At 62.4% G+C, this 22,883-nt stretch carries 13 protein-coding genes; 1 reads left to right on the top strand and 12 read right to left on the bottom strand.

Annotation, left to right across the window (positions count from 1 at the left end):
• The 11 genes from KP001_RS02705 to secA all read right to left on the bottom strand — a co-directional run bounded on the left by KP001_RS02705 (position 1) and on the right by secA (position 20,177).
• Complete coding sequence (locus KP001_RS02705; RefSeq protein WP_217288056.1) at positions 1-4,872, bottom strand: pilus assembly protein; 4,872 nt, start codon at positions 4,870-4,872, stop codon at positions 1-3.
• Between the two features lie 63 nt (positions 4,873-4,935).
• A complete protein-coding gene (locus tag KP001_RS02700) occupies positions 4,936-5,733 on the bottom strand; it encodes a DsbC family protein (protein WP_217288055.1) in 798 nt (265 codons plus the stop codon).
• Positions 5,734-5,941: 208 nt separating this feature from the next.
• Entirely contained in the window at positions 5,942-7,309 is a 1,368-nt protein-coding gene (locus KP001_RS02695; RefSeq protein WP_217288054.1) for a sigma-54-dependent transcriptional regulator, read from the bottom strand.
• Positions 7,310-7,381: 72 nt separating this feature from the next.
• Positions 7,382-8,863, bottom strand: a complete 1,482-nt coding sequence (locus KP001_RS02690) for a sensor histidine kinase (RefSeq protein WP_217288053.1) — start codon at positions 8,861-8,863, stop codon at positions 7,382-7,384.
• Between the two features lie 10 nt (positions 8,864-8,873).
• Positions 8,874-9,698: a prepilin peptidase gene (locus KP001_RS02685; RefSeq protein WP_217288052.1), complete on the bottom strand. Its 825-nt coding sequence runs from the start codon at positions 9,696-9,698 to the stop codon at positions 8,874-8,876.
• A gap of 89 nt (positions 9,699-9,787) precedes the next feature.
• On the bottom strand, positions 9,788-12,454 hold the full coding sequence (locus KP001_RS02680) for a valine--tRNA ligase (protein WP_217288051.1): 2,667 nt from the start codon (positions 12,452-12,454) through the stop codon (positions 9,788-9,790).
• 232 nt (positions 12,455-12,686) lie between these two features.
• Positions 12,687-14,039: a response regulator gene (locus KP001_RS02675; RefSeq protein ID WP_217288050.1), complete on the bottom strand. Its 1,353-nt coding sequence runs from the start codon at positions 14,037-14,039 to the stop codon at positions 12,687-12,689.
• 236 nt (positions 14,040-14,275) lie between these two features.
• Entirely contained in the window at positions 14,276-15,448 is a 1,173-nt protein-coding gene (locus KP001_RS02670) for a serine hydrolase domain-containing protein (protein WP_224957659.1), read from the bottom strand.
• A 37-nt stretch (positions 15,449-15,485) separates the two neighbouring features.
• Positions 15,486-15,893, bottom strand: coding sequence for a DUF2914 domain-containing protein (locus KP001_RS02665; RefSeq protein WP_217288048.1), 408 nt, complete (start codon positions 15,891-15,893; stop codon positions 15,486-15,488).
• An 89-nt stretch (positions 15,894-15,982) separates the two neighbouring features.
• The gene (argJ, locus tag KP001_RS02660) at positions 15,983-17,158 is read right to left on the bottom strand and encodes a bifunctional glutamate N-acetyltransferase/amino-acid acetyltransferase ArgJ (protein ID WP_217288047.1); all 1,176 of its coding nucleotides are present in this window, start codon (positions 17,156-17,158) and stop codon (positions 15,983-15,985) included.
• Between the two features lie 136 nt (positions 17,159-17,294).
• Entirely contained in the window at positions 17,295-20,177 is a 2,883-nt protein-coding gene (gene secA, locus KP001_RS02655) for a preprotein translocase subunit SecA (RefSeq protein WP_217288046.1), read from the bottom strand.
• A 217-nt stretch (positions 20,178-20,394) separates the two neighbouring features.
• Here secA and mnmH point away from each other — a divergent pair, with 217 nt between their 5' ends.
• Positions 20,395-21,420, top strand: coding sequence for a tRNA 2-selenouridine(34) synthase MnmH (mnmH, locus tag KP001_RS02650; protein WP_217288045.1), 1,026 nt, complete (start codon positions 20,395-20,397; stop codon positions 21,418-21,420).
• A gap of 346 nt (positions 21,421-21,766) precedes the next feature.
• On the opposite strand, the gene KP001_RS02645 is transcribed toward mnmH, so the two are convergent.
• Positions 21,767-22,666 carry a DUF2156 domain-containing protein gene (locus KP001_RS02645; protein WP_217288044.1) on the bottom strand — a complete coding sequence of 300 codons (900 nt, stop codon included), beginning with the start codon at positions 22,664-22,666 and terminating at the stop codon, positions 21,767-21,769.
• Positions 22,667-22,883: the final 217 nt, after the last annotated feature.

Genomic DNA, 22,883 nt, shown 5'->3' with positions numbered 1-22,883 from the left:
TTAACGCTCCTGGATGTGCAGGATCTTCTTCACCGGCTTGTTGGCGCTCTTGCTGACGACCGGGAAGGCGTCCGCCGGCGGTTTTCCGGTCATCGGGGTGGAGCTGCGCCGCATCAGGCGGGACGCGCTGCTGCCGAAGGCCTGGGCCAGGTCGACCTCCTTGAACTCGCCCGTCGAAAGCTGGATCAGCGCCTTGCCGGAAAGAGCGGCGTCGCTTGGCCTCCCTCCGGTGTTGTAGCCCAGGGCCCACAGGAAGGAGTTGCCGCCGAAGCCGCAGGCGTCCGAGGTCGGCTCGAAGGTGGTCACGAAGACGGTGCCGTTGGTCAGCGTCACCGCGTCGGAAACAACGCGCTCGGCGCCGAAGGCCGTCGTGGAGGGGTCGAGGGTGATTTTCCACCCGCCACTGCCGATGCTGGTGGAGATGGCGGTGGACTGGTCGGTTATGTCTGAGGTGCTGATGGTGGTGCCGCAGTTCGGGTCCAGCTTGTTGCCGGGAACGGACGCGGTGTTGTAGCAGGGGTCCTTCAGGCCGAAGATCGTGCGCTGCGTGTCGTAGTCGTCGATGGACGCTCCCGCGCGATAGAAGTACCTGCCGGTCCCGAAGTAGTACCACATGTTCATGTTCTTGCGGTCCTGCAACCGCGCGATCGCGGTCACCACCGGCCCGATGCCGTCGACGACCTTGCTGACCACCCAGTTGGCGGGGTTGGTGTCGTTCTTGGTGACGATCCTGATCACGCCGCCGTCGGTCCAGGTGGCGGAGCTGCCGGTACCTGTCTTCTTGGTGAAGCCGACCATGATGGCGTCATCCTGGTAGTTTCCTGCCGCGTACGGATTCCAGCGGTCGGCGTCGACGGAGCCGCCGATCATGGAACCGGCGAAGGCATTGTCGACTCCGCCGTCGAGCGTAGTCACGAGGGTACCGGTCTTCAGGTCGACCACGAAGAACTTGAGCCGCTGGTTGGAGCGCCCCTCGAACTGGTTGCCGTCGGTGTCTACCGGCCCGGTGGGGCCGGAGCCGAACACGGCGAACCAGCGCCCGTTTTTGGCCTTGTCCCCCACCCTGACGATGGCCGGACCGGTGGTGGCGAAACCAAGGTTTTCGTTCTTGAATTCCCATAAAAGGGTCGGGCTCTTAGGATTACTCACATCGAGGGCGAAGTAGGAGGAGAGGCCGAGCCCTTTGGTGTTATCGGCGGGATCCATGCGCGGTGTCGGCACGCAGTTGTTGGTCGCCGGGTCGGTGCAGCTCGACGAGGAGGCCCCGCCCAGTCCCATGCCGCCGATCAGGATGCTGTGCCAGGGGTTCTTGGTGCTGTCGAGGTTGTTGCTGCCGTCCACCACGGAGTTGAGCTTGTCGCAGTTGTAATAGGTCGCGTCGGAGCAGCCCGCGATGCTGCTAGGCGCGCCTATGCTGGCATCGAAGAGCACGGTGGCGCCGTCGATGTAGTAGAGGTGATTATAGTTGACGTCGGCGTAGTACTTGAGGTACGGCAGCACCTGCTTCGGGATGTATGCCCACATCTCCTCGCCAAGGGCGGGATCGGTGCTCTCAAGCTTCTCGAGGGTCGCTTTCTGGGTGCTGGTCGCGGTGACGTTGAGCTTGCCGAAGTTGAAGGCGTGCAGCATGCCGTCATTGGCCCCGACGTACACCATGCCATGATTTTTATAGTTTTCAGATCCGACGTAGGTGTCGTAAGAGCTGTCGCTGTAGCCGCTGGGGGCCTGCATGTTGTAGGTGTTCAGCTTGAGGCTCGACTGGATGCGGGGCGTCGAGGATATGATGTCCCCCAGGCGCCAGACCCCCGACACGGCCGTACTCGACGGGGTCTCCTTGATGGAAACGGTCCTGGGACGGTAGCCGGTCTGCTCGAGTCCGTGCACGTAGTTGATCAGGTTGGTGGCGATCGCACCGTCCGCAACGTCCAGATACGGCGCCAGCGTAGCCGAGTTGTCCACCATGGAGTCGCCCTTGAAGGTGTCGGAGGAGAAGTCGATGAGCGACGTGCCGTTGATGGTTGTCTTGATCTTGCGCGGCCTGGCGCCGGTGCCGGTCAGCGGCCGTGCCCAGAGCTTCTTACCCGCACGCCAGATACTCTTCACCGTGTCGGCGTCCACCTTCACCTCGGTGGTGTCGCCGGAACCGTCACCGTTTAGGTCCTGGGACTCCCAGGCATAGGTAGTGTTGTCCGTGCTGTCGAAGCGGAAGCTGACCACCTTGTCCTGGATCAGGTCGAAGATATTGTTCTGGTCGGTGTCCTCCCTGATGGTGGAGCGGTTGATCTGCGGGTCGACGAAGTACCAGAGGTTCTGCATCTCGCCGATCCACTTGGTCTCGGTCTGGTCCGCGAAGACCTTCTTGGGATAGAACACCGCCTGCAGTATGTTCGCGCCGCTACCCTCGCTGTTGCTGAGGATGGAGGCGGCGGTACCGGAGGAGGCGCCGACCGCGATGCTTTCCAGGGCCGCCTTCAGTTCCGTTCTCAGTTCGGTGGGGTTGCTCGGGTTGTGCAGCAAGGTTCCGCCGTTTTCGGCCGTCATCTTCATCTGCAGGTAGGGGTCGCACACGTCGGTCGTGGCGCTGCTGGACGGCGCGTTGTACACCACGTGGGTCTTGATTGTTTGGGCGTTATCGCAGGCGACAGCGCCGGTGCCGTGGCATACCTGGCTCGGGTCGAAAATGTTACGGTGGTAGGCGAAATAGCTCAGGTCGTGCAGGAACGGGCTCCCCCCGTAGCTGCCGCAGACACCGGCGGTCGAGCCTGTCTCGGTCAGCGTGTTCGGATCCCTGAAGACCTTGGAGACGTCGGTGACCTTGTTCTTCATGGTGTCGTTCTTGTCAGCGGTGGAGGAACCGTCCGTGATCAGCAGGATGTTGTTTTGCTGGCAGCGGAACTGGATCGGGTTCTGGTTGGTGATAACCGGGTCTTGTGTGTCGGTGAGCGGCGCCTGAATAGCGGCTGCGGTCGGGGTGAATTTAGTTGTGTTCAAGGTCGGCGTGGTTGCTGTGGCGTCCTTGACGAAGTAGGCGATGGCGTTGTAGTACGCCTCGGCGAAGGGTGTCCAGGCAACGGCTGGGGTGCTGTCGATTTTCCCGATGACACCGGAGCTGTGGTCACCGATGGCCGTACCGATGTTTTTGACCACCGAACCGGCGTCCCTGTTGGGGGTGGTGGGATCCTGGCAGGACCCTTCGTTCAGGCTGGCGAGGCAGTCTGCATTAGTGCTGCACACCTTGTTCGGGTTGCCGGAGCAGAACTTGGGACAAGGCATGCCGACAATGCCGCCGCATTCGCTGGCCGAGCCGTAATTGTTGAAGTTCATGACGCCGAAACGGATGGACTCGGCGAAGTCGTTGATAAGGCCGGTGGGCGGAGCAGAGACTTCCACCTTGCCGTAGAAGGGGTTGTTGCAGGTCTGGCTGACGCAGACCCCCGGCGAGGTGCAGTTCGCATCGGTGGTGCAGGTCGTAGCAGCATTGTTGGAACAGACCTTGGTGGTACAGTCCGCATCGGAGGAGCAGGCGGTCGTGGTCCGGCGTGAGCAGGTGCCCGGGTTGCCGGAGGGGCCGACCGGCGAGCCGATGGCGCGCACGCCGGCGTCCATGAGCACGGACGGGATGTTCCCCGCGGTGGGGATGACCGAGGAGGGGTCGGTGACCTCGCCGAAGTTCTGCCCCATGCAGTAGTGCAGGATCTCCCGCTTCACGCAGGCATCACCGTCGTTTAGCCACTTGTCGCTGTTGTTCCTCCAGCATCTCCCCAGGAAGCCGGTGGTATCGGAGCCGGTGCCGATATAGGGCGCGACCGGCGCGGTATGGGTCGCGGCGCTGGTGCAGATGTAGTTGCCGTTCGACTCGTCGGTAATGGCCGCCGGGTTCAAGTCATTATATACGCTGGCGCACGCGACCTGCAGCGAGTTGACGCTCACCCCCTGCCAGATGTCGCCGCCGGTCCTTATGTTGTCCTTGATCTTCCAGCAGGCCTGCTGGGTGTGGTTGATGGTGGCCAGTGCCTTGTCCGCGTTGGTGGTGGAGAGGCAATTCTTGGTGTCAGTGCTCGCCTGGCCGTAATTGCCGCTGCTCCAGTTGTAGACCGCGCACTGGCAGTCGGACTGGTTGTAGGTCCCCTCGAAGATCTCGATCCTGGTCCCCCCACCCTGCGTGCTGGGGTCGTAGTTGGGCTCAACGGAGGTAGGGCCGCGGACCGCGAAGGAAAGCCCCGAGATGCCGGGCACTACTTTCACGAAGCGCCGTCCCACGCATCCCCTGGTCTCGCCTACCAGCACGCCATTGTCATACTTACCGCCGGTCAGGATCTTCTTCTCGATGTCGAACTTCGATGAGGAGAGCCAGTTGAGGAACCTCCCGCTGGCGATGAAGCTATCAACCACCCTGGTGGGAGGGGAGACGGTCGTATTGTCGCCCGACATGGCAAGGTAGAGGTAGCTGGTGCGGAAGGTGCCACCGCTGGCAGGCACACCGCTTGCCCTCTCTACGAATTTTCCACCGGAATACTCGTAAACCGGATAGGTGAAGGTACCGTCGCTGTTGAGCTTGCTAAAGTACCCCTCGTAGTTTTTGGTGTTGTCGTAGGTGTTGTCGAAACAATAGGATGAAGAGACCGTCGCGGTGCCGCAGGAATAAGTCGGCGCTGTCGAGGTCGATCCGGCGATGTACCCGAGATCGTACATACTGGCCGAGTTATCGATCATCAACAACAGGTTTGGCTTGATCGAGCTGGTGATGAAGGCAGGGGTTATGCACCAGTTGTTACCGGGATCCTCGGCCAATGCCGCCGCGGGAACAAGCATGACCGACGCGATCAGAGGCAGCAAGGTCTTGATGAAGAGCCTGTTAACAGTCTTTCCCATTGAACACCTCGTATTGAAGGGCGTTGAAGGTTCAGTCGAAGTGGAGCGCATACTCACGGTTCCTTACTTTGTGATGAGTTCGCGCATGGCGGCGGCATCCCGGAACCCCACCATGATGCGCCCGTCGGACAGCACCAGCGTAGGCGTGGAGACGATACCGTTGGACTCGGCGAACTTGATGGTATCCTCCACCGGCTTCCTGGCGTCCTTATCGGTGGCCGCCGGCAGTGGCTGCCCGGAGAAGGACTTGTCCAGAAGCTCCAGGGAGCCCTGGGACAGGATCACCCGGGACTTGTCGTACGCCTTGGGATGCATCTTGAGCGGATAGAGCTTGATGTAGATAGCGAGGTCCGGCTCCAGGGCCGCCAGCTTCTTCAGCTCGGCATGCGCCTTCGCGCAGTAAGGGCACTCGGGGTCGGTGAAGACGAACAGCTTCTTTTTCCCCTTCGGGTTGCCCATGACCAGTGCATTGTCGGTGCCGAGGGTGGCCGGGTCAAGACGGTCCTTGCGCTCGGTTTTTTTGGCCTGGTCCGCGGTGCCACCCACCGGCTGCCTGGAGGCGATGTCGAAGACCTGGCCGGCGATGATGTGTTTCTTGCTGTAGTCGAGATAGGCGACCCCGCTCTTCCCCCCCTGCTCGAAGGTCACCTCGTACAGCCCGCGCACCGGCGCCGGCTTCACGTCCTTCACCGGACCGATCTCCTTCAGGAGCCCGCTGGCCTCCTGCAGGGTGATGGAGTGGCAGGATGCGCAATCCCCGCTGCATCCTTCCGACATGGCGAAGGCGGGTGCGGCAAAGGCGATAACGACAAGGATGAAGCAGGGTGTAAAGAGACGGATGAGACTTTTGGCGAAGAACATTCAACTACCTCGTGGGAGATTTCGTTGCTCCGAGAGGGGAGCAACAACCGTGCCTTGGCCCCGTTCGCGACCTTGAAACGGCGCTTTAGACGTCAATCCGGCTAGTTGTGGCATACCATACCACGGGGGGACAGCAAAAACTACGCATTTTTTTCATAGCTGCGGCGTCAACCCCGCAAAAAATTGGCACCTGGCGGCACGAGCGGGTTCACCCCAGATCGTACTCCTTGAGCTTATAGAGCAGGGCCCGGTGGCTGATTTCCAGAAGACGCGCCGCGTGGGTCCGGTTCCCCGCTGTCTGTTCCAGCGCACGCACGATCAGTTCTCTCTCCAGCGCCTCCGCCCCCTTCTTGATCGAGAGTGAATCCGCCAGCTCGCCCCGGCGCGTCTCCAGTCCCGCTCCCTTGCGCACCGCCTCCGGCAGGCAGGAAAGCCCGAGCGTCTCACCCTCACACAGCACGAGCCCGCGTTCGATGCAATTTTCCAGCTCCCTCACGTTGCCCGGCCAGGCGTAGCGCACCAGCACCTGCAGCGCCTCGGGGGTGGGGCGCACCCCGGCCATCCCCATGCGCTCGCCGTATTTCTCCAGGAAATGGTCCACCAGAAAGGGGACGTCCTCCACCCGCTCCCGCAGGGGGGGGAGGGAAAGGGCGAAGACATTGATGCGGAAGTAGAGATCCTCGCGGAACCTTCCGGCAGCGACTTCCCGGACCAGATCCCTGCTGGTGGCGGAGACCACCCTGACGTCGACCTTTTGCGCGGCGGCCGCGCCGAGGCGGCGGATCTCCTCCTCCTGCAGCACACGCAGCAGTTTAACCTGCAACGGAAGCGGAAGCTCACCTATCTCGTCCAGGAACAGGGTGCCGCCGTTGGCCTCCTCGAAGAGGCCTATCTTGTCCTGGGCGGCATCGGTGAAGGCCCCCTTGACGTGCCCGAAGAGTTCGCTCTCCAGCAGGGAAGCGGGTATGGCACCGCAGTTGACGGCCACGAAGGGACCCTGGCGACGAACGCCGCTGTTGTGCAGCGCCCGCGCCACCAGTTCCTTTCCGGTTCCGGATTCACCCTGGATCAGTACCGTGGTCTTGTGCTCGGAGAGCTTCGTGACCAACTCCATGATCTCGGCCATCCGGCCGTTTCTGCTGATGATGTCGGGGAAGGTGCGCCCCCGTACCGCCTCGCGCAGCCGGCGGTTCTCGTCCTTCAACCGCTCCCGCTCCTCAGCCTTTTTCAGCACCAGGGAGATTTCGTCGCTGTTGAAGGGTTTGGAGATGTAGTCGTAGGCACCCAGTTTCATGCAGTCGATGGCGTCGTCGACGGTGCCGTAGGCGGACATCATGATGACGGTGGCGCCTATGCCGGACCGGGTGCAGGCCTCGAGGAACTTCTTGCCGTCCATGACCGGCATCCGGATGTCGCACAGGATGAAGGCGTAGCTACCCTCGCGCGCCTTCGCCAGGGCGTCGGCGCCGTCGGGTGACTGCTCCACCAGGTACCCTTGCTTTTTCAAAAGGACCTGGAGCATGTGGCGCAGGTTCGCCTCGTCGTCCACCACCAGTATTCTCTTTTTTTCGGTCAACACGGTGCTCCTTGTCGGACTGGGCGGGGTCAGACTGGTCGGACTGGTCAGACTGGCCCTTGCGGGCCTGGCCTAGCCCCTAGCCCCTAGCCTAGCCCCACTGGCCGGCAGGGTCAGGGTGAAACGGCTTCCCTTGCCGAGTTCGCTCTGCACATCGAGCCTGCCGCCGCAGGATTCGGCGATGCGCGCGGCTATGGCCAGGCCCAAACCGGTCCCCTTCCCCGGCTCCTTGGTGGTGAAAAAAGGATCGAAAACCTTCCCGAGCAGCTCAGGCGCCATTCCCTCGCCATTGTCCTCAACCTCGATGACTACTTCGGCTCCGGACCGCCTCCCCTTTAGCCACAGGCTTCCCCCCCGCGGCATGGCGTCCCGTGCGTTCACGATCAGGTTGATCAGCAACTGCTCGAGCTGGTGCGGATCGGCGTGCACCGTGGCCAGATCCGCTTCGACTTCGACGGAAACTTCCAGGTGCTTCAGCACACCCTGGCCAGCCAACAGCTCCACCACCTTGTCCAGCAATCCCCGGATCTCCACTTCCTCCCACCGCACACGCTTGGGACGGGCGTAGTCCAAAAGCCCCCGCACGATGCGGTCGATGCGCCTCGATTCCTCCTCGATACGACGCAGGTAATCGGACTTTTCCGGATCGGCCGCCAGCTCCTCCGCCAGGATGGTGCTGTACCCCATGATGGCGGCGAGCGGGGTGCCAATCTCATGCGCCATGCCGGCAGCCAGAAGCCCGACGGAAGCCATCTTTTCGGAACGGACCGCCTCGTTTCTCGCCTCGACCAGCTCCTTGTTGGTCCACTTCAGCGAGGCGACCTTCTCCTCGACTTCCACCCTCTTCTCCCTGAGCGCCACCATCATGCTGTTGAACCCGTCGGAGAGTTCGGCAACCTCGGTGCTTCCCGCCACGTTGACGGAAACTCCCAGATCACCGGCGGTGATGCGACGGGTGGCCGAGAGGAGCCGCTTGATCGGGGAAACCACGGTGCGGGACAAAAGGTAGGAACCAAAAACCAAAAGCAGCAGGAAGTCCAGGGCGAAGTAGGCGAGAAAGAGATGCCTGGAGGTCAGCAGGCGCTCCTGCACCGGGTGCAGCGACAACGTGAGGCGGGCGGCGCCGACCACCTTGCCATGCTGCACGATGGCGGCGTAGCCGCGGCCCGTGGTCTTGTCAGGGGAGAGCTGGAACAGGGAGCGCCCGCTCTCCAGCACGCTGAGCAGGCCGTTGTCGGTCTCACTGCCGTCGTTGACGGCGTAAAGCCGCCGCCCCCCCTGGTCAACCACGACCAGCCCCACAAAGCTTCGGTCCCGCCTCAGCTGCTCAAGGTAACTCACGACCTGGCTGTCGGCATCCGGCGGTGCCAAGGGACGCGGCAAGGCCGACACGATGGCGCTAAGGAGCAGCTTCGCGTCCTCCCCCTTCTGGGCCAGGAGGTCGTTTTCGGAGATTTTGAATGATATCAGGGAGAGGAGGGCCCAGGTGAGCACGAGCAGCATGCTCAAGGCGGAGAGGATGTAGAAGGTGAGGCTGAAACGGAATGGTTTCATAGGGGCCGTTTCAGCTTCCCATGGTCATGTACCAGTTGATGATGCGCCTGCCGTAGAAGACGTACAGGACGGCGGCCCCGGCCAGGAACGGGCCGAACGGGATGGCGAGCGTGGAGTCTTTCTTGCGGATCAGCATCAAGGTGATGCCGATGACCGATCCCAGCAAAGAGGAAACGAAGATGATGAACAGGATCGGCTTCCATCCAAGAAACGCACCCATCATCGCCAGGAGCTTCACGTCCCCCCCTCCCATGCCGTCCTTCTTGGCGACCACCTGGTAGATCCAGGCGATGAGGAGGAGGCTGCCGCCACCAGCCACGATGCCGATCAGGGAGTTGAGCCACCCCAGTTGCGGGATGAAGAACGAGACGATGAAACCGAGGACGATCCCCGGCAGCGTGATCCGGTCCGGGATGATCTGGTGCTCAAGGTCGATAAAGGTCACCACGACCAGGGCGCTGCAGAACACGAAGAGGACGCTGAAGTAGAACAGGCCGGTGAATAGGAACTGGACCGGAGCCCCCTCCTCGAACAACGGCCGGGGGAAGAATTTAAAGAAAAGGGCCAGGGAAAGGAGGCCGTTCAGGAGTTCGACCAGCGGGTACTGGAGCGAGATCGGCGCGCCGCAGGAGCGGCACTTTCCGCCAAGCAGAAGGTAGCTGACTATCGGGATGTTGTCGTACCAGCGGATCCGGTAGTCGCACTTGGGGCAATGCGACGGAGGCGACACCACCGATTCCTCGCTGGGCATCCGGCAGATGCAGACGTTCAGAAAGGAGCCGACCACGGCTCCCAGCAGGAAAGCGAATACGGCGTAGGTGATGTAGGGCGTCAAGAAAACCTCGTGAAACAGGGGCTAGGGGCTAGGGACTAGAAAAAACCTCTTGGTTTTACCAGCCCCTAGCCCCTATCCCCTGCCTTTCTTTACTTCAATCTCAAAATTTTCTCCAGGCTCTCCTGGAGGAGCTGCTTCTTGCTGCCGAATTCGGCGATCTTCTCGCGCTCCTTTTCAACCACGTCGGCGGGGGCGCGCTCCACGAAGCTCGGGTTCTCCAGCTTCTTGGAGAGGAACTCGATGTCCTTCTCGATCTTGGCGATCTCCTTGTTGAGACGCTTCTCTTCTTCCTCGACGTTCACGAGCCCCTTGAGCGGCACGATGATCTCGACGTCGCCGGCCACCTGCAGCGAGGCCTCGGCGGGACGCTCGATCCCCTGCCCGATGGCGAGGTCGGAGAGACGGGCGAGGCTCATCACGTACACCTCGTTCTTCTTGAGCAGCTTGAGGCTCGCCTCGGACTTGCAGTCGAGGATGGCGGCGATCTGCTTGCTCGGGGCCACTTCCATCTCGCCCCTGATGTTCCTGATCCCCTTTATAACTTCCATGACCAGCTCCATCTCGGCGGCGGCGGAGGCGTAGCCCGCCCACTCCTCGCACGGGGTCGGGAAGTCGGCGATCATGATGGAATCGGCGGCGCCGCTTTTCTTGGGCAGGGCCTGCCAGATCTCCTCGGTGATGAAGGGCATGAACGGATGCAAAAGGCGCAGGAGGTTCTCCAGCACCAGCCAGAGTACGTACTTGGCCGCCGCCTGGCGCTCGGCGTCACCCTTGTAAAGGTCGTCCTTGGCGAGCTCGATGTACCAGTCGCAGAACTCGCTCCAGGTGAAGCGGTACAGCTCGCTGGCGGCCTCGTTGAAGCGGAACCCGGTCAGCGCCGAGTCGACGGCGGTGGCCGCCTCGTTCAGACGGTACAGGATCCAGCGGTCGGCGTTGGAGAGCTTGAGCGACGACGCGTCGACCTGGTCCGGGGCGAACCCTTCCAGGTTCATCATGGCGAAGCGGGAGGCGTTCCAGATCTTGTTGGCGAAGTTGCGGTAGCCGGCGATCCTCTCCTCGGCCAGCTTGATGTCACGCCCCTGCGCGGCGAAGGCGGCCAGGGTGAAGCGGAAGGCATCGGTGCCGTAGGCATCGATCACGGTGAGCGGATCTATGACGTTCCCCTTGGACTTGGACATCTTCTGCCCCTGGGCGTCACGCACCAGGGCGTGGATGTAGACGTCGGTGAAGGGGACCTCGTCCATGAAGTGCAGCCCCATCATCATCATGCGGGCCACCCAGAAGAAGAGGATGTCGAAGCCGGTGACCAGGCAGGAGGTCGGGTAGAAGGCGGAAAGCTCCGGGGTCTTTTCCGGCCACCCCATGGTGGAGAAGGGCCACAGGGCCGAGGAGAACCAGGTGTCGAGCACGTCGGTTTCCTGCCGGATCTCGTCGGAGCCGCACTGGCTGCACTTCGCCGGGTCTTCCTTGGCAACGGTGATGTGGCCGCAGTGGTCGCAGTACCATGCCGGAATCCGGTGTCCCCACCAGATCTGACGCGAGATGCACCAGTCCCGGATGTTCTCCATCCAGTCGTAGTAGGTGTTCTCCCACTGCTGCGGCACGATCTTGGTGCGCCCGTCCTTTACGGCGCCGAGAGCGCGCTCGGCCAAGGGGCCCACCTTCACGTACCACTGCAGGGACATGTACGGCTCGACCACGGTCTTGCAGCGGTAGCAGCCGCCGACGGAGAGGGCATGATCCTGGATCTTCTCCAGAAGCCCGGCCGCCTCGAGGTCGGCCACCACCTGCTTCCTGGCGGCAAAGCGGTCCATCCCCTCGTACTGCTTGCCGGCGGCGTTCACCACGCCGGATTCGTCGAACACGTTGATGCGGTCCAGGTTGTGCCTGAGGCCCATCTCGAAGTCGTTGAAGTCGTGCGCCGGGGTGATCTTCACCACGCCGGTGCCGAACTCGCGGTCGACGTAGTCGTCGGCGATGACCGGTATCTCGCGGTTCACCAGCGGCAGCATGACGTTCTTGCCGATCAGGTGGCTGTAGCGCTCGTCCTCGGGGTGGACGGCCACCGCGGTGTCGCCCAGCATGGTTTCGGGACGGGTGGTTGCGACCACCACGTACTCGTCGCTCCCCACCACCGGGTAGCGCAGGTGCCAGAGGTTGCCGGCCTTGTCCTCGTGCTCGACCTCGATATCGGAGAGCGCGGTATGGCAGCGCGGGCACCAGTTGATCAGGCGGTTGTCGCGGTAGATCAGCTTCTCTTCGTACAGGCGCACGAACACCTCGCGCACCGCCTTGGAGAGGCCGGCGTCCATGGTGAAACGCTCACGCTCCCAGTCGCAGGATGCGCCGAGCCTTTTGAGCTGGCCGATGATCTGCCCGCCGGACTCACCCTTCCACTGCCACACCCGCTCGATGAAGGCCTCGCGCCCGAGCTCGAAGCGGTCCTTCCCCTCGGCGGCCAACTGGCGCTCGACCACGTTCTGGGTCGCGATCCCGGCGTGGTCGGTGCCCGGCATCCAGAGCACGTTGTAGCCGCTCATCCGCTTCCAGCGGCACAGGATGTCCTGCAGGGTATTGTTCAGGGCGTGGCCCATGTGCAGCACGCCGGTGATGTTCGGGGGGGGGATGACGATGGAGTAGCCCGGCTTGTCGGAGGGAACGGTGGCATGGAAGTACCCCTTCCCTTCCCACTCCTGGTACCACTTCTGTTCAACGCTTTTCGGCTCGTAAACCTTTTCCAGCTCTTTGTTTGCCATCTAATCTACCTCATGGGGAAAATGCTTTAGCAGGGGTTGCCCCCCTGTATAGCTCTTATTGTTTTTCCTAACACTGTGCCGGGATTCTGGCCACACACACGGTTCGGATTCCATCCCCTCTCCCTCCGGGAGAGGGTGGCCAGGTCATCAAAGGGGGGGAGTGTCTAAGTATGAAAAAAGGGGATCGTGAAATCCCCTGTTTTCAGAAGCGGATGCGCGAGAGACGTCCGCCTTAGCCGCGTACGCCGCTCTTCAACTTCCTGATCTCTTCCTTGATGATCACCTCGGCCAGGTCCGGCACCACTTCCCAGACGATCCTCTCGATCACCTCGCGGGATACCTTGGACAGGGCCGCCACCAGTTGGTCTTCGGTCAGTTCCGGGACGGCAGCGGGCTGCGCCGCGACGGGTTGCGCTGCCTGAACCGGGGGCGCCGCTACGGGCGCGGCGACCGGCGCCACAGGTGCGGCAGGTGCTGCGGGTGCTGCGGGTGCGGCAGGTGCGGCAGGTGCGGCAGGTGCTGCGGCCTGCGGCGCGGGCTCCTCCGTCTCGAACTCGAACGCTTCATACTCCGGCACCCCGAATGTCTCGGCTTCGGCCTCAGCCTCTGCCTGCGCGGGTACCGCCACCTGTGCTTCCGGCTCCTCGCTGAAGGCGAAGAATTCTTCCTCGGAGACGGTCAGTGAGGAATCAACGGCCGGCTCTTCCAGCTCCAGCGCGGGACCGGTCTCTTCGATATCTTCGGACTCGTCGAAGCTGAAAATCTCTTCCGCCTCGAACTCGGACTCGCTGCCCGGTTCCACCACGCCGAAGAGTTCGGACGGCGCTTCGACGGCTGCCGCCGGCGTTTCCTCCTCCAGGTCGAAGGCTCCCCACAGATCGTCCTCCATGGAAGCCTCGACCGGCTCCACCGGAGCGGCAGCAGCTGCGGGCTGCGCCGGGGCGGCCGGCATTTCCCAGGCAGGTTCTTCCACTGCAGCGGGAGCCTCCCAGGCCGGTTCGCTCTCCATACCCACGCTTTCCCAGATGTCCTCGGCTGCCGCCGGGGCCGGTGCTGCCGCCGGAGTCGGTGCTGCCGCCGGGGTCGGTATTGCCGCCGGGGCTGCCGGGGCCGGAGCCATCGCGTCGAGGGCGGAAAGATCCCCCCACAGTTCCTCAGCGGCGGCGGACGCCGGGGCTGCCGGCTGGGCCACGGGAGGAGCTGTTTTGCGGGTCTTGCCCAATTCCAGCATCTCCTTGACCCGGTCGATCAGCTGCTGCGATTCGAAGGGCTTGGAAACCGTGGCATCGGCGCCGCATTCGCGCGCCTTCTCCTCGTCCAGCGGCTCGAAGGCGCCGATCAGGAGGATGATGGGAACCGCACCGAGCACGGGGTCGCGGCGGATCTCGGCGCAGACCTCGTAGCCGGTCTTTCCAGGCATCAGCGCGTCGACCAGCATCACGTCCGGCTTGGTCTCCCGCGCCTTCTCAAGGGCAGCAGTACCGTTGTCGACAACGGTCAGCTCAAACTCCTCATTGGCGAAGATGATCGCCACGACCTTCTGAATGGTGATACTGTCATCGGCGAGGAGCAGTCTATTGCCCATCGATCCCCCCTCTACTTCGGAAGCTTATTACAGGAGTTATGTTGCCACGACAAATTCAAGTCATCCGGCTGATACAGAAATGATCCAGGAAGAGGCTCACAGGATCTCTGTGCGTGGGACAGACAGAAATGTCAATCGGTGATCAGGCGCAGATATATCCAGTATGACACTGAAAATGGTAAAAAAAGCTAGCATAAAGGGCGTAAGGTGTCAAGGTTTTTACCCTTTCTTATTAATCACTCGTCATTGAAACGGGCCATGTCACCGAACTCCACCGGAATGCCGAAGATCTGCGCGGCAAGCGTCGAGATGTCACCTCTCAACTTGTTGATGTCGTGCACCTTCTTGTAATCAAGCCGCGAGGTGAGCAGGACGACGAAGGTATCGGTGGCCGGGTCGATCCAGACCGACGAACCGGAGTACCCGGTGTGGCCGAAGGAGACCCGGGAGAATCCCTGGCCGCGGGGGGCGGAAAATGGGGAGGAGATGTCCCACCCCAGTCCCCTGACCACCGCTCCGCCGCGCGAGAAGTAGGGAGCCGTCATCTGCTCCACCGTGCGCTGGGCGAGGACCCTTCGGCCGTCCAGGATGCCGCCCGAGAGCATCATGCGGCAAAAGCGGGACAGGTCCCGGGCGGTGGCGAAGAGACCGGCGTGCCCGGCCACCCCGCCGAGCTGCCGGCAGAGGTAGTCCTGGGGCTCCCCGAAAAGGACGCGGTCGTCGCTGATCGTTCCGGAACAGCGCCCGGTTTCCTTGGGATGGAAGGCGGTGTCGGTCATCCCCAGCGGGCGATAGAAGGAGACCTGTGCGTAGAGGTCAAGGGGGGCGCCGGTGGCGCGACGGACCAGCTCCGCGAGCAGGATGAAGTTCAGGTCGGCGTAGCGGAAACGGCTTCCCACCTCCCCCTTGAGCTTCTGGGCCGCGGCCCCCTCGATGGCGCTTTGCATGGGGTTGGCGCTGGAAAGCGGGATGTCGTCCAGCCCCGAGGTGTGGGTCAGCAGGTTCATCACCAGGACCGCGTCCTTACCCTTCCCCGCCAGTTCGGGAAACCACTTGGTGACGGGATCGAGCAGCGAGATCCTCCCCTCTTCCGCAAGTTTCAGGATGGAGGGGGTGGTGGCGGTGACCTTGGTCAGCGAGGCGATGTCGAAGATGGCATCCGCCGTCATGGGAGGTGCATCGGGAAAGGGGGAGAGGCGTCCGTACGCCTTCTCGAAGAGGATCTTGTCGCGGTTGCCGATGAGGACCACGCCGCCGGCGATGAGGTTGCGGGCCATGGCCTCGTTCATCAGGGAGTCGATGCGGGGCTGGTCGGCGGCGCCGCAGGCGGACGCGAGGAGGACGGCCAGCAGACAGCCGCAGATACAGCTCAGCAGGGGGCGCACGCGCACCCTAAAATACGTGTTCAATCTCAATGTGACTCTCGGTTGGTACTGGGTGCCGCTGTTAATTCATCGTGAACGTGACCGACTTCAGAACCTTCCCCTCGTTGTCCACCGCGTCGCAGCGCCATTGGCCGGAGAGTCCCTTCTCGACCGCCTTGCGGCTGTAGGTGCGCCAGTGCGCCCCTTTGACCGGCAGTTCGTACTCCGCCACCGACTCATCGTTCAGGTACCAGATCTGCTTGATGGTGGTGTCGGTGTCCTCGGGGGCCGAGAACCTGGTGAAGCAGTAGAGAGCCTTCACGGAGGTCGAAGAGATGCGGCGCACCGAGTCGATCGGGTTGCCCTTGACGATCTTGGTGGTGACCGCCATCTCCGTGATTTTCAAGTCGCCCGCCCACGACTGGGTCCAGCCGGCGAGGGTTGCCAACAGTACAGCGGTTGCGATCGAAAGCATCGTGGTACGGCTCATTGTGCCTCCAGCAGCGTTTGCGGAGAGTGAGATACCGGCTTTTGCGCCGGTGCCGCCCCCGGACGGGAAGCGGCGGCGTCAGGTTCCTGTCAGGTTCTGTAATCTGCGTTGATGCGCACGTAGTCGTAGGAGAGGTCGCTGGTGTAGACCACGGCCTCGCCCCCTCCGATCTTCAGATCGATGGTGACCTTGAATTCCTTTTGCTGCAAAACCCGGGTGCCGGCAGCCTCGGCGTCGCCGCCGGCGAAGATGCCGCCGGTCGCCATCACGACGTCGTCGAAGCGGATTTCGACCCGCTCCTGCTCCACCTGCGCGCCGGAGTAGCCGATGGCGGCGATGATCCTGCCCCAGTTGGCGTCCTGGCCGAAGAAGGCGGTCTTGACCAGCATGGAGTTGGCGACGGCAAGCGCGGCCTTCTTGGCGTCGGCCTGGGTCGCGCCCCCTTTCACCCTGATCTCGACGAACTTGGTGGCGCCCTCCCCGTCCTTGACGATCAGCTTGGCCAGGGAGAGGAGCAGGTCGTGCAACAGGGCGGCGAAGGCGGTCCCTTCCGGGGTCCCTCCCTTGATGACCGGGTTCCCGGCCGCGCCGTTGGCGAAGATGAGGGCCGTGTCATTGGTGGAGGTGTCGTTGTCAACCGTGATGGCGTTGAAGGAGCCGTCCACCGCCTGGGTGAAGGCGCTCTTTAAAAAAGAGCCGTCGACCTCCGCGTCGGTGACCAGGAAGGAGAGCATGGTGGCCATGTTGGGATGAATCATCCCGGCCCCCTTGGCGATCCCCCAGATGCTGTAGGGTTTGCCGCCCGCCTCGCCGGAGCGCCTCTCGATCTTCTCGAAGGTGTCGGTGGTCATGATCGCCTTGGCCACGTGGTCGAGCGTGCCGTGGTCGAGACCGTCCACCAGGGGCTGGATCCCCTTCCTGAAACGCTCCATGGGAAGGGGCTGCCCGATGACGCCGGTCGAGGCGATGAGGAGTTCCTCGTCGGAGAGCCCCAGCGCCTCGGCAGTTTTCCTGCCGCACTCGAGCGCGTCCGTCATCCCCTGTTCTCCGGTGCAGGCATTTGCGTTGCCGCTGTTGACCAGGAGCGCGCGGCACCTGCCGTTTTGCGAGCGCTGGCGCGAGATGATAACCGGTGCGGCCTGCACCTTGTTGGTGGTATAAACCGCCGCCACCTGGGCGGGGAAATCAGAGAATATCAGCGCCAGGTCAAGCCGGCCCGGCTTCTTGATGGCCGCCTCGACGGCGGAAAAACGAAAGCCTTTCATAGAACCTCCAGAAGCTGAAACATGTTCTACGTTCTACGTTGAAAACCTGCCGGCTCACGTCCAGGTCAAAGTTCAGCTCCGGCGGATAATGCCGGCTGCCAAAGACTTCAACCTGGAACGGAGAACGGTCGTTACTCTACTTGCCGCAGCACTTCTTGTACTTCTTGCCGCTGCCGCAGGGGCAGGGCTCGTTGCGGCCGGCGTTGCGCACACTCTTGGCGGGGCCGCCCTTGCCGGACGCCTCTTCTTCCTCTTCCTCCACCAGGTTGAAGACCATCTTCTGCGGCTTGGGCTGCTCCAGCTCGTACTGCTCCAGATCTTCCTCGGTGCCGACCTGCACCCAGAAGATCTTCTCCACCACTTCCTGGCGGATCCTGTTCATCATGTCCATGAACAGCTGGTAGGCCTCGCGCTTGTACTCCTGCTTCGGATCCTTCTGGCCGTAGCCGCGCAGGCCGATACCTTCCTTCAAATGGTCGATGGAAAGGAGGTGATCCTTCCACTGGGTGTCGATCACCTGGAGCATGATCACCTTGATCAGGTGGTCCATGAGTTCGTCGCCGAACTCGTTCACCTTCTGGGTGAAACGGTCGCTGGTGCCGCTTCTCAGCGTTTCCTCGAAGTTGACCGGGGTGATGCGGTCGAAGAGCTCCGGGGTGAGATCAAGGTTGAAACCGAACAGCTTGAACACCGTGTCCGTGATCCCCTGCCAGTCCCACTCGCGCGCCGGGGTGCGGTCGATGACGAAGGCCTGGACCACGTCGGTCACGGTCTCCTCCAGCATGCCGACGAAGCTCTTCCTGATCTCGTTGCCGGCGAGGATCTCCTTTCTCTGGGTGTAGATCACCTCGCGCTGCTTGTTCATGACGTCGTCGTACTCGATCAGGTGCTTCCTGATCTCGAAGTTGTGCGCCTCGACCTTCTTCTGGGCGTTCTCGATGGCCCTGGTGATCAGGCCGTGGGTAATCGCCTCACCCTCCTCGATGCCAAGCTTGTCCATGATCATGGAGACGCGCTCGGAGCCGAAGATGCGCAGCAGATCGTCCTCCAGCGAGAGGTAGAAGCGCGAGGAACCCGGGTCGCCCTGACGGCCGGAACGGCCGCGCAGCTGGTTGTCGATGCGGCGCGACTCGTGGCGCTCGGTGCCAAGGATGTGCAGGCCGCCCAGGGCCACCACCTCCTCGTGCTCGGCGGCGCAGATCGGCTTGTACTTGTCGACGATGGCGTCGAACTGCTTCTTGAACACGGGGATCACCAGCTCCTGCAGCTCGTCGAAGTCGATCTCGTCGTTCTGCTCCAGGTACCCGGCGACGGCGGCGGAACTTCCCGGGAAATCCCGCTCCAGCGCCTGGAGCAGTTCCTTGTCCGCCCCCCCTTCGCCCTGCGCCTTGGCGAACGCCTGCGCAAAGGCCTCGGCCTTCACCTCCGGCGTGCCGCCGAACTCCTGGCGCGCCAGGCCGTCGGGGTTCCCCCCGAGGACGATGTCGGTACCACGGCCGGCCATGTTGGTAGCGATGGTGACCATCCCCTTGCGTCCCGCCTGGGCCACGATCTCCGCCTCGCGCTCGTGCTGCTTCGCGTTGAGGACGAAGTGCGGGATGCCCTCGCGTTTCATGAGCTCGGCGAGCTGCTCGGACTTCTCGATGGAGATGGTGCCGACCAGGATCGGCTGCCCCTTGGCGTGCAGTTCCTTGATCTCGGCGATGACGGCGCTGAACTTCTCGCGCTCGGTCTTGTAGATCACGTCCGGGAAGTCCGGGCGCAGCAGCGGACGGTTGGTCGGAATGACCACGACGTCCAGTTTGTAGATCTTGTGGAACTCCTCCGCCTCGGTATCCGCGGTGCCGGTCATGCCGGAGAGCCTCTCGTACATGCGGAAGTAGTTCTGGAAGGTGATGGTGGCGAGGGTCTGGTTCTCGTTCTCGATCTTCGCCCCTTCCTTGGCCTCGATGGCCTGATGCAGACCGTCGGACCAGCGGCGACCCGGCATGAGGCGGCCGGTGAACTCGTCGACGATGAGGACCTCGTTGTCGCGCACCACGTAGTCCACGTCGCGCTTGAACAGCGCGTGCGCCCTGAGCGCCTGCTGGGTGTGGTGCAGGATCTCCATGTTCCTGGGATCGTAGAGGTTATCGATCTTCAGGAGCTTTTCGACCTTGAGTACCCCTTCCTCGGTGAGGGAGGCGCTCTTCGCCTTCTCGTCCACGGTGAAGTCGCCGGTGTAGGTCTTTCTCTTGCCGGACAGCGTGTTGGCCTCGACTTCGATCACCTCGCCCTTCTTGAGCATCGGGATGATGCGGTCGATGATGTAGTACTTGTCGGTGGAGTCCTCGGTGGGGCCGGAGATGATGAGCGGCGTCCTCGCCTCGTCGATGAGGATGGAGTCCACTTCGTCCACGACGGCGAAGTTGAAGGGACGCTGGACGTAGTCGGCCAGGTCGAACTTCATGTTGTCGCGCAGGTAGTCGAAGCCGAACTCGTTGTTGGTGCCGTAGGTTACGTCGGCGGCGTATGCCTCGCGGCGCTCCCAGTCCTCCAGACCGTGCACGATCACCCCGACCGAGAGCCCCAGGAATTTATGAATGCGCCCCATCCAGTCGGCGTCGCGCTTGGCCAGGTAGTCGTTGACCGTGACCACGTGCACGCCCTTGCCGGAGATGCCGTTCAGGTAGGACGGAAGGGTCGCCACCAGGGTCTTACCCTCGCCGGTCTTCATCTCGGCGATCTTGCCGGAGTGAAGCACCATGCCGCCGATCAGCTGCACGTCGAAGTGGCGCATGCCGAGGACGCGTTTGCCCGCCTCGCGGCAGACGGCGAAAGCCTCGGGGAGCATGGCGTCCAGGCTCTCCCCCTTGGCATAGCGCTCTTTGAACTGGGCGGTCTTGCCGCGCAGCTCGTCGTCGGAGAGCTTGACCATCTCGGCTTCCAGCTGGTTGATGCGATCCACGATCGGCCAGAGACGCTTCAATTCCCGCTCGTTCTTGCTCCCGACAAACTTCTTTATAAGCGCGCCAAACATCTATGAAATCTCCTTAGCAGTCAAAACAGGATAAAAAAAACAGTGTACGCTACCATAAAAGTGAGAAACCCTCAACTGAAAAGGCGCCTGCTATGAGGGATTTGCGCGCCACGGGAACGGGCGTGACTGCCGTGGGTGCGAATAATTATTCGTCCCGCTTATTGCAATCGATGCGTCGCCTCTCTATAATGAGCCCGCCAAAAAGGAGCCCGTGTACGTGGAAACAACCCCATTCAACGAAGAACTTCTGGACAGCCACCTGCTGGTGGACGTCCGTTCCCCCCTGGAATATGCCGAGGACCACATCCCCGGCGCCATCAACGTCCCGCTGCTCGACAACGACGAGAGGGTCGAGATCGGCATCCTGCATAAGGAGCAAGGTCCCTATGCCGCGCGCCGGCGCGGACTTGAACTCACCGCGCACCGCTTCCCGGAGATGGTGCGGCAGATATGCGACGAGGCGGGGGGGCGCCCCATCCTGGTCTACTGCTGGCGCGGCGGGCTGCGCAGCAAGACCGTCACCTCCATACTCGATCTCGCCGGACTGAAGGCGGTGCAGCTGATCGGCGGCTACAAGAGCTACCGCCACGTGGTCAGCGAGTACTTCACCCCCTACACCCCCAAGAAGCCGCTCATCGTGCTGCACGGCATGACCGGCATAGGAAAGACCACCCTGCTGCAGCGCCTCAAGGAGCGCGGGAACTCGGTCCTGGACCTCGAAGGGCTCGCCTGCCACCGCGGCTCCGCCTTCGGCCAGCTCGGCCTCAACCAGGATCTCACCCAGAAGCGGTTCGAGACGCTTTTGTGGGACGCCATCCGCAAGGCTCCCGCCGGGCGCCCCCTCATCCTCGAAGGGGAAAGCGAGCGCATCGGCCGGGTATCACTGCCGGGTGACTTCTACCAGAAGATGGCGCAGGGTATCAGGGTCTGGTGCCACGCCACCCTGGAGACCCGGGTGCGCAGACTGATCGAGGAGTACGGCCTCCCCGAGTACAAGGAGGAGATGGGCGTCGCGCTGCAGCGCATCAGGAAGAAGCTCGGGGGGAAGCGGTGCGACGAACTGGCCGGGAACCTCGAGCGGTGGGAGATGGAAGAATTCATGAAGGGCTTGGTTTGCGACTACTACGACAAGGTCTATTACAAGAACCGGACCTGGGAGGCGGATTATCAGCTCGACATGGAGGATTTCGACCGGGCCGCCGGGGAGCTGGAGCAGTTCCTGGCCGCGCAGTCGGCGCGGTAGCCAACACCGTGCCCATCAACCCATCAACCCATCAACCCATCAACCCATCAACCCATCAACCCATCAACCCATCAACCCATCAACCCATCAGCCAGCGGCATCCATCACTGCCAACGACAACCAAACGGCATGAACCTGTAGGGGCGAATAATCATTCGCCCTTGATGCCAGCGGCGTCCATCAGGGCCAATTACAACCAAATGGCATCCAACCTGTAGGGGCGAATAATCATTCGCCCTGATGCCAGCGGCGCCGCATGTGCCACAACGATCTGGGGGGCACCAGCGGCTGGGCGAATATTATTCGCCCCTACGAAAACGTCTCCCCTCCGGGCCGCCCCTGCCCCCTACCCTTTCCGCACCCGATACTTCGCCACCAGCTCCACCGGATGATAGGAAAGCTTCGCCTGCCTAAGCGACTCCTCCCCGAGGTCCTGCTCCCGGTTCAGGTAGACGCATTCGGTGAACAAGAGCCGGGAGAACTCCCGGTCCAGCAGCTGGTACAGCCCCTCCATGAAGAGATCCCCCTTCTCGAAGTGACAGACCGCCGTCTCCCGGTTGAGCCTCTCACCGAGCGCGAAACCGCGCACCGCCCCCTCCACCAAGACCACCACGCCGGAGAGCCCCAGCTCGCGGTGCAGCCTGAGCGCCTCAGCGGCCCCCTCGATCTCCCCCCGCACCGAGCTCCCCTGCCCCGTCCCCCGCGGCACGATCTCCGTCCTGACCCGCCCCCACTCCTCCAACAGCGCCAGCGCGCCGGGAAGATGCCCGTCGTGCAGGATCTCCACCTGGTGACGGTGGCGATTGAGAAAGTAGTTCACCCGGTTTTTCTTCTTGTGGTACAGCTTCCCGCCCAGTTCCGCCATCTCCCGCTTATTGTGCAGGTAATCGAAGTTGTCGCGGTCCGGTATCGCCTCCACCCCGTCTCCTCCACCGAGATAGCGCTCCAGGAAAAGGTCGTCCGCGCCGTACAGGGTGAGCCCCTGGTCCAGCAGCTCCCGGGTCACCGCTGCGATGTCGCCGCCAAAGGGAGGAAGAAAATAGGCGGTGCCGTCGTAGCCGCGCCCAAGGGCCAGAACCGCGTCCCCCAAAAGCGTCAGCCGGTACTCGTGCACCGTGCGGAACAGGTACAGGTTAGCGAAGGTCAACTCGGAGACGCGGGGCTGCAACCCGGCGAAGAGCCGGTCCAACAGGGGCTTGTCCTGCAGGTCGATGCCGCGGCTTTGTGGGTAGCGTGGAATCTCCATGTGTATCTCCCGGGAAAAATCTGTCACAGTATACTCATTTTTTTGCAGAAATGCGAAAAAAGGACTGGCATTTCCCATGCCGTATACGGTAGTATCGCGAATACTCTACCGGGAGCGTTTGCAAAAAACTGTTTGGCATTTGCAAAGCCAGCAATGACAGTGAAAAAACACCTCTTAGGCGGATAGACATTTAACGATCATCACCGCAAAAAGCAAA

The sequence above is a fragment of the Geomonas subterranea genome, assembly GCF_019063845.1.
Classification (GTDB): Bacteria; Desulfobacterota; Desulfuromonadia; order Geobacterales; family Geobacteraceae; genus Geomonas; species Geomonas subterranea.
This window is presented reverse-complemented; position numbering and strand designations above follow the sequence as displayed.

Bases quoted from the DNA above. Each gene is read 5' to 3' on its own strand.
- secA (WP_217288046.1), bottom strand. From the start codon at position 20,177: ATGTTTGGCGCGCTTATAAAGAAGTTTGTCGGGAGCAAGAACGAGCGG.
- KP001_RS02675 (WP_217288050.1), bottom strand. From the start codon at position 14,039: ATGGGCAATAGACTGCTCCTCGCCGATGACAGTATCACCATTCAGAAG.
- KP001_RS02665 (WP_217288048.1), bottom strand. From the start codon at position 15,893: ATGAGCCGTACCACGATGCTTTCGATCGCAACCGCTGTACTGTTGGCA.
- argJ (WP_217288047.1), bottom strand. From the start codon at position 17,158: ATGAAAGGCTTTCGTTTTTCCGCCGTCGAGGCGGCCATCAAGAAGCCG.
- KP001_RS02690 (WP_217288053.1), bottom strand. From the start codon at position 8,863: ATGAAACCATTCCGTTTCAGCCTCACCTTCTACATCCTCTCCGCCTTG.
- KP001_RS02700 (WP_217288055.1), bottom strand. From the start codon at position 5,733: ATGTTCTTCGCCAAAAGTCTCATCCGTCTCTTTACACCCTGCTTCATC.
- KP001_RS02705 (WP_217288056.1), bottom strand. From the start codon at position 4,872: ATGGGAAAGACTGTTAACAGGCTCTTCATCAAGACCTTGCTGCCTCTG.
- KP001_RS02645 (WP_217288044.1), bottom strand. From the start codon at position 22,666: ATGGAGATTCCACGCTACCCACAAAGCCGCGGCATCGACCTGCAGGAC.
- KP001_RS02680 (WP_217288051.1), bottom strand. From the start codon at position 12,454: ATGGCAAACAAAGAGCTGGAAAAGGTTTACGAGCCGAAAAGCGTTGAA.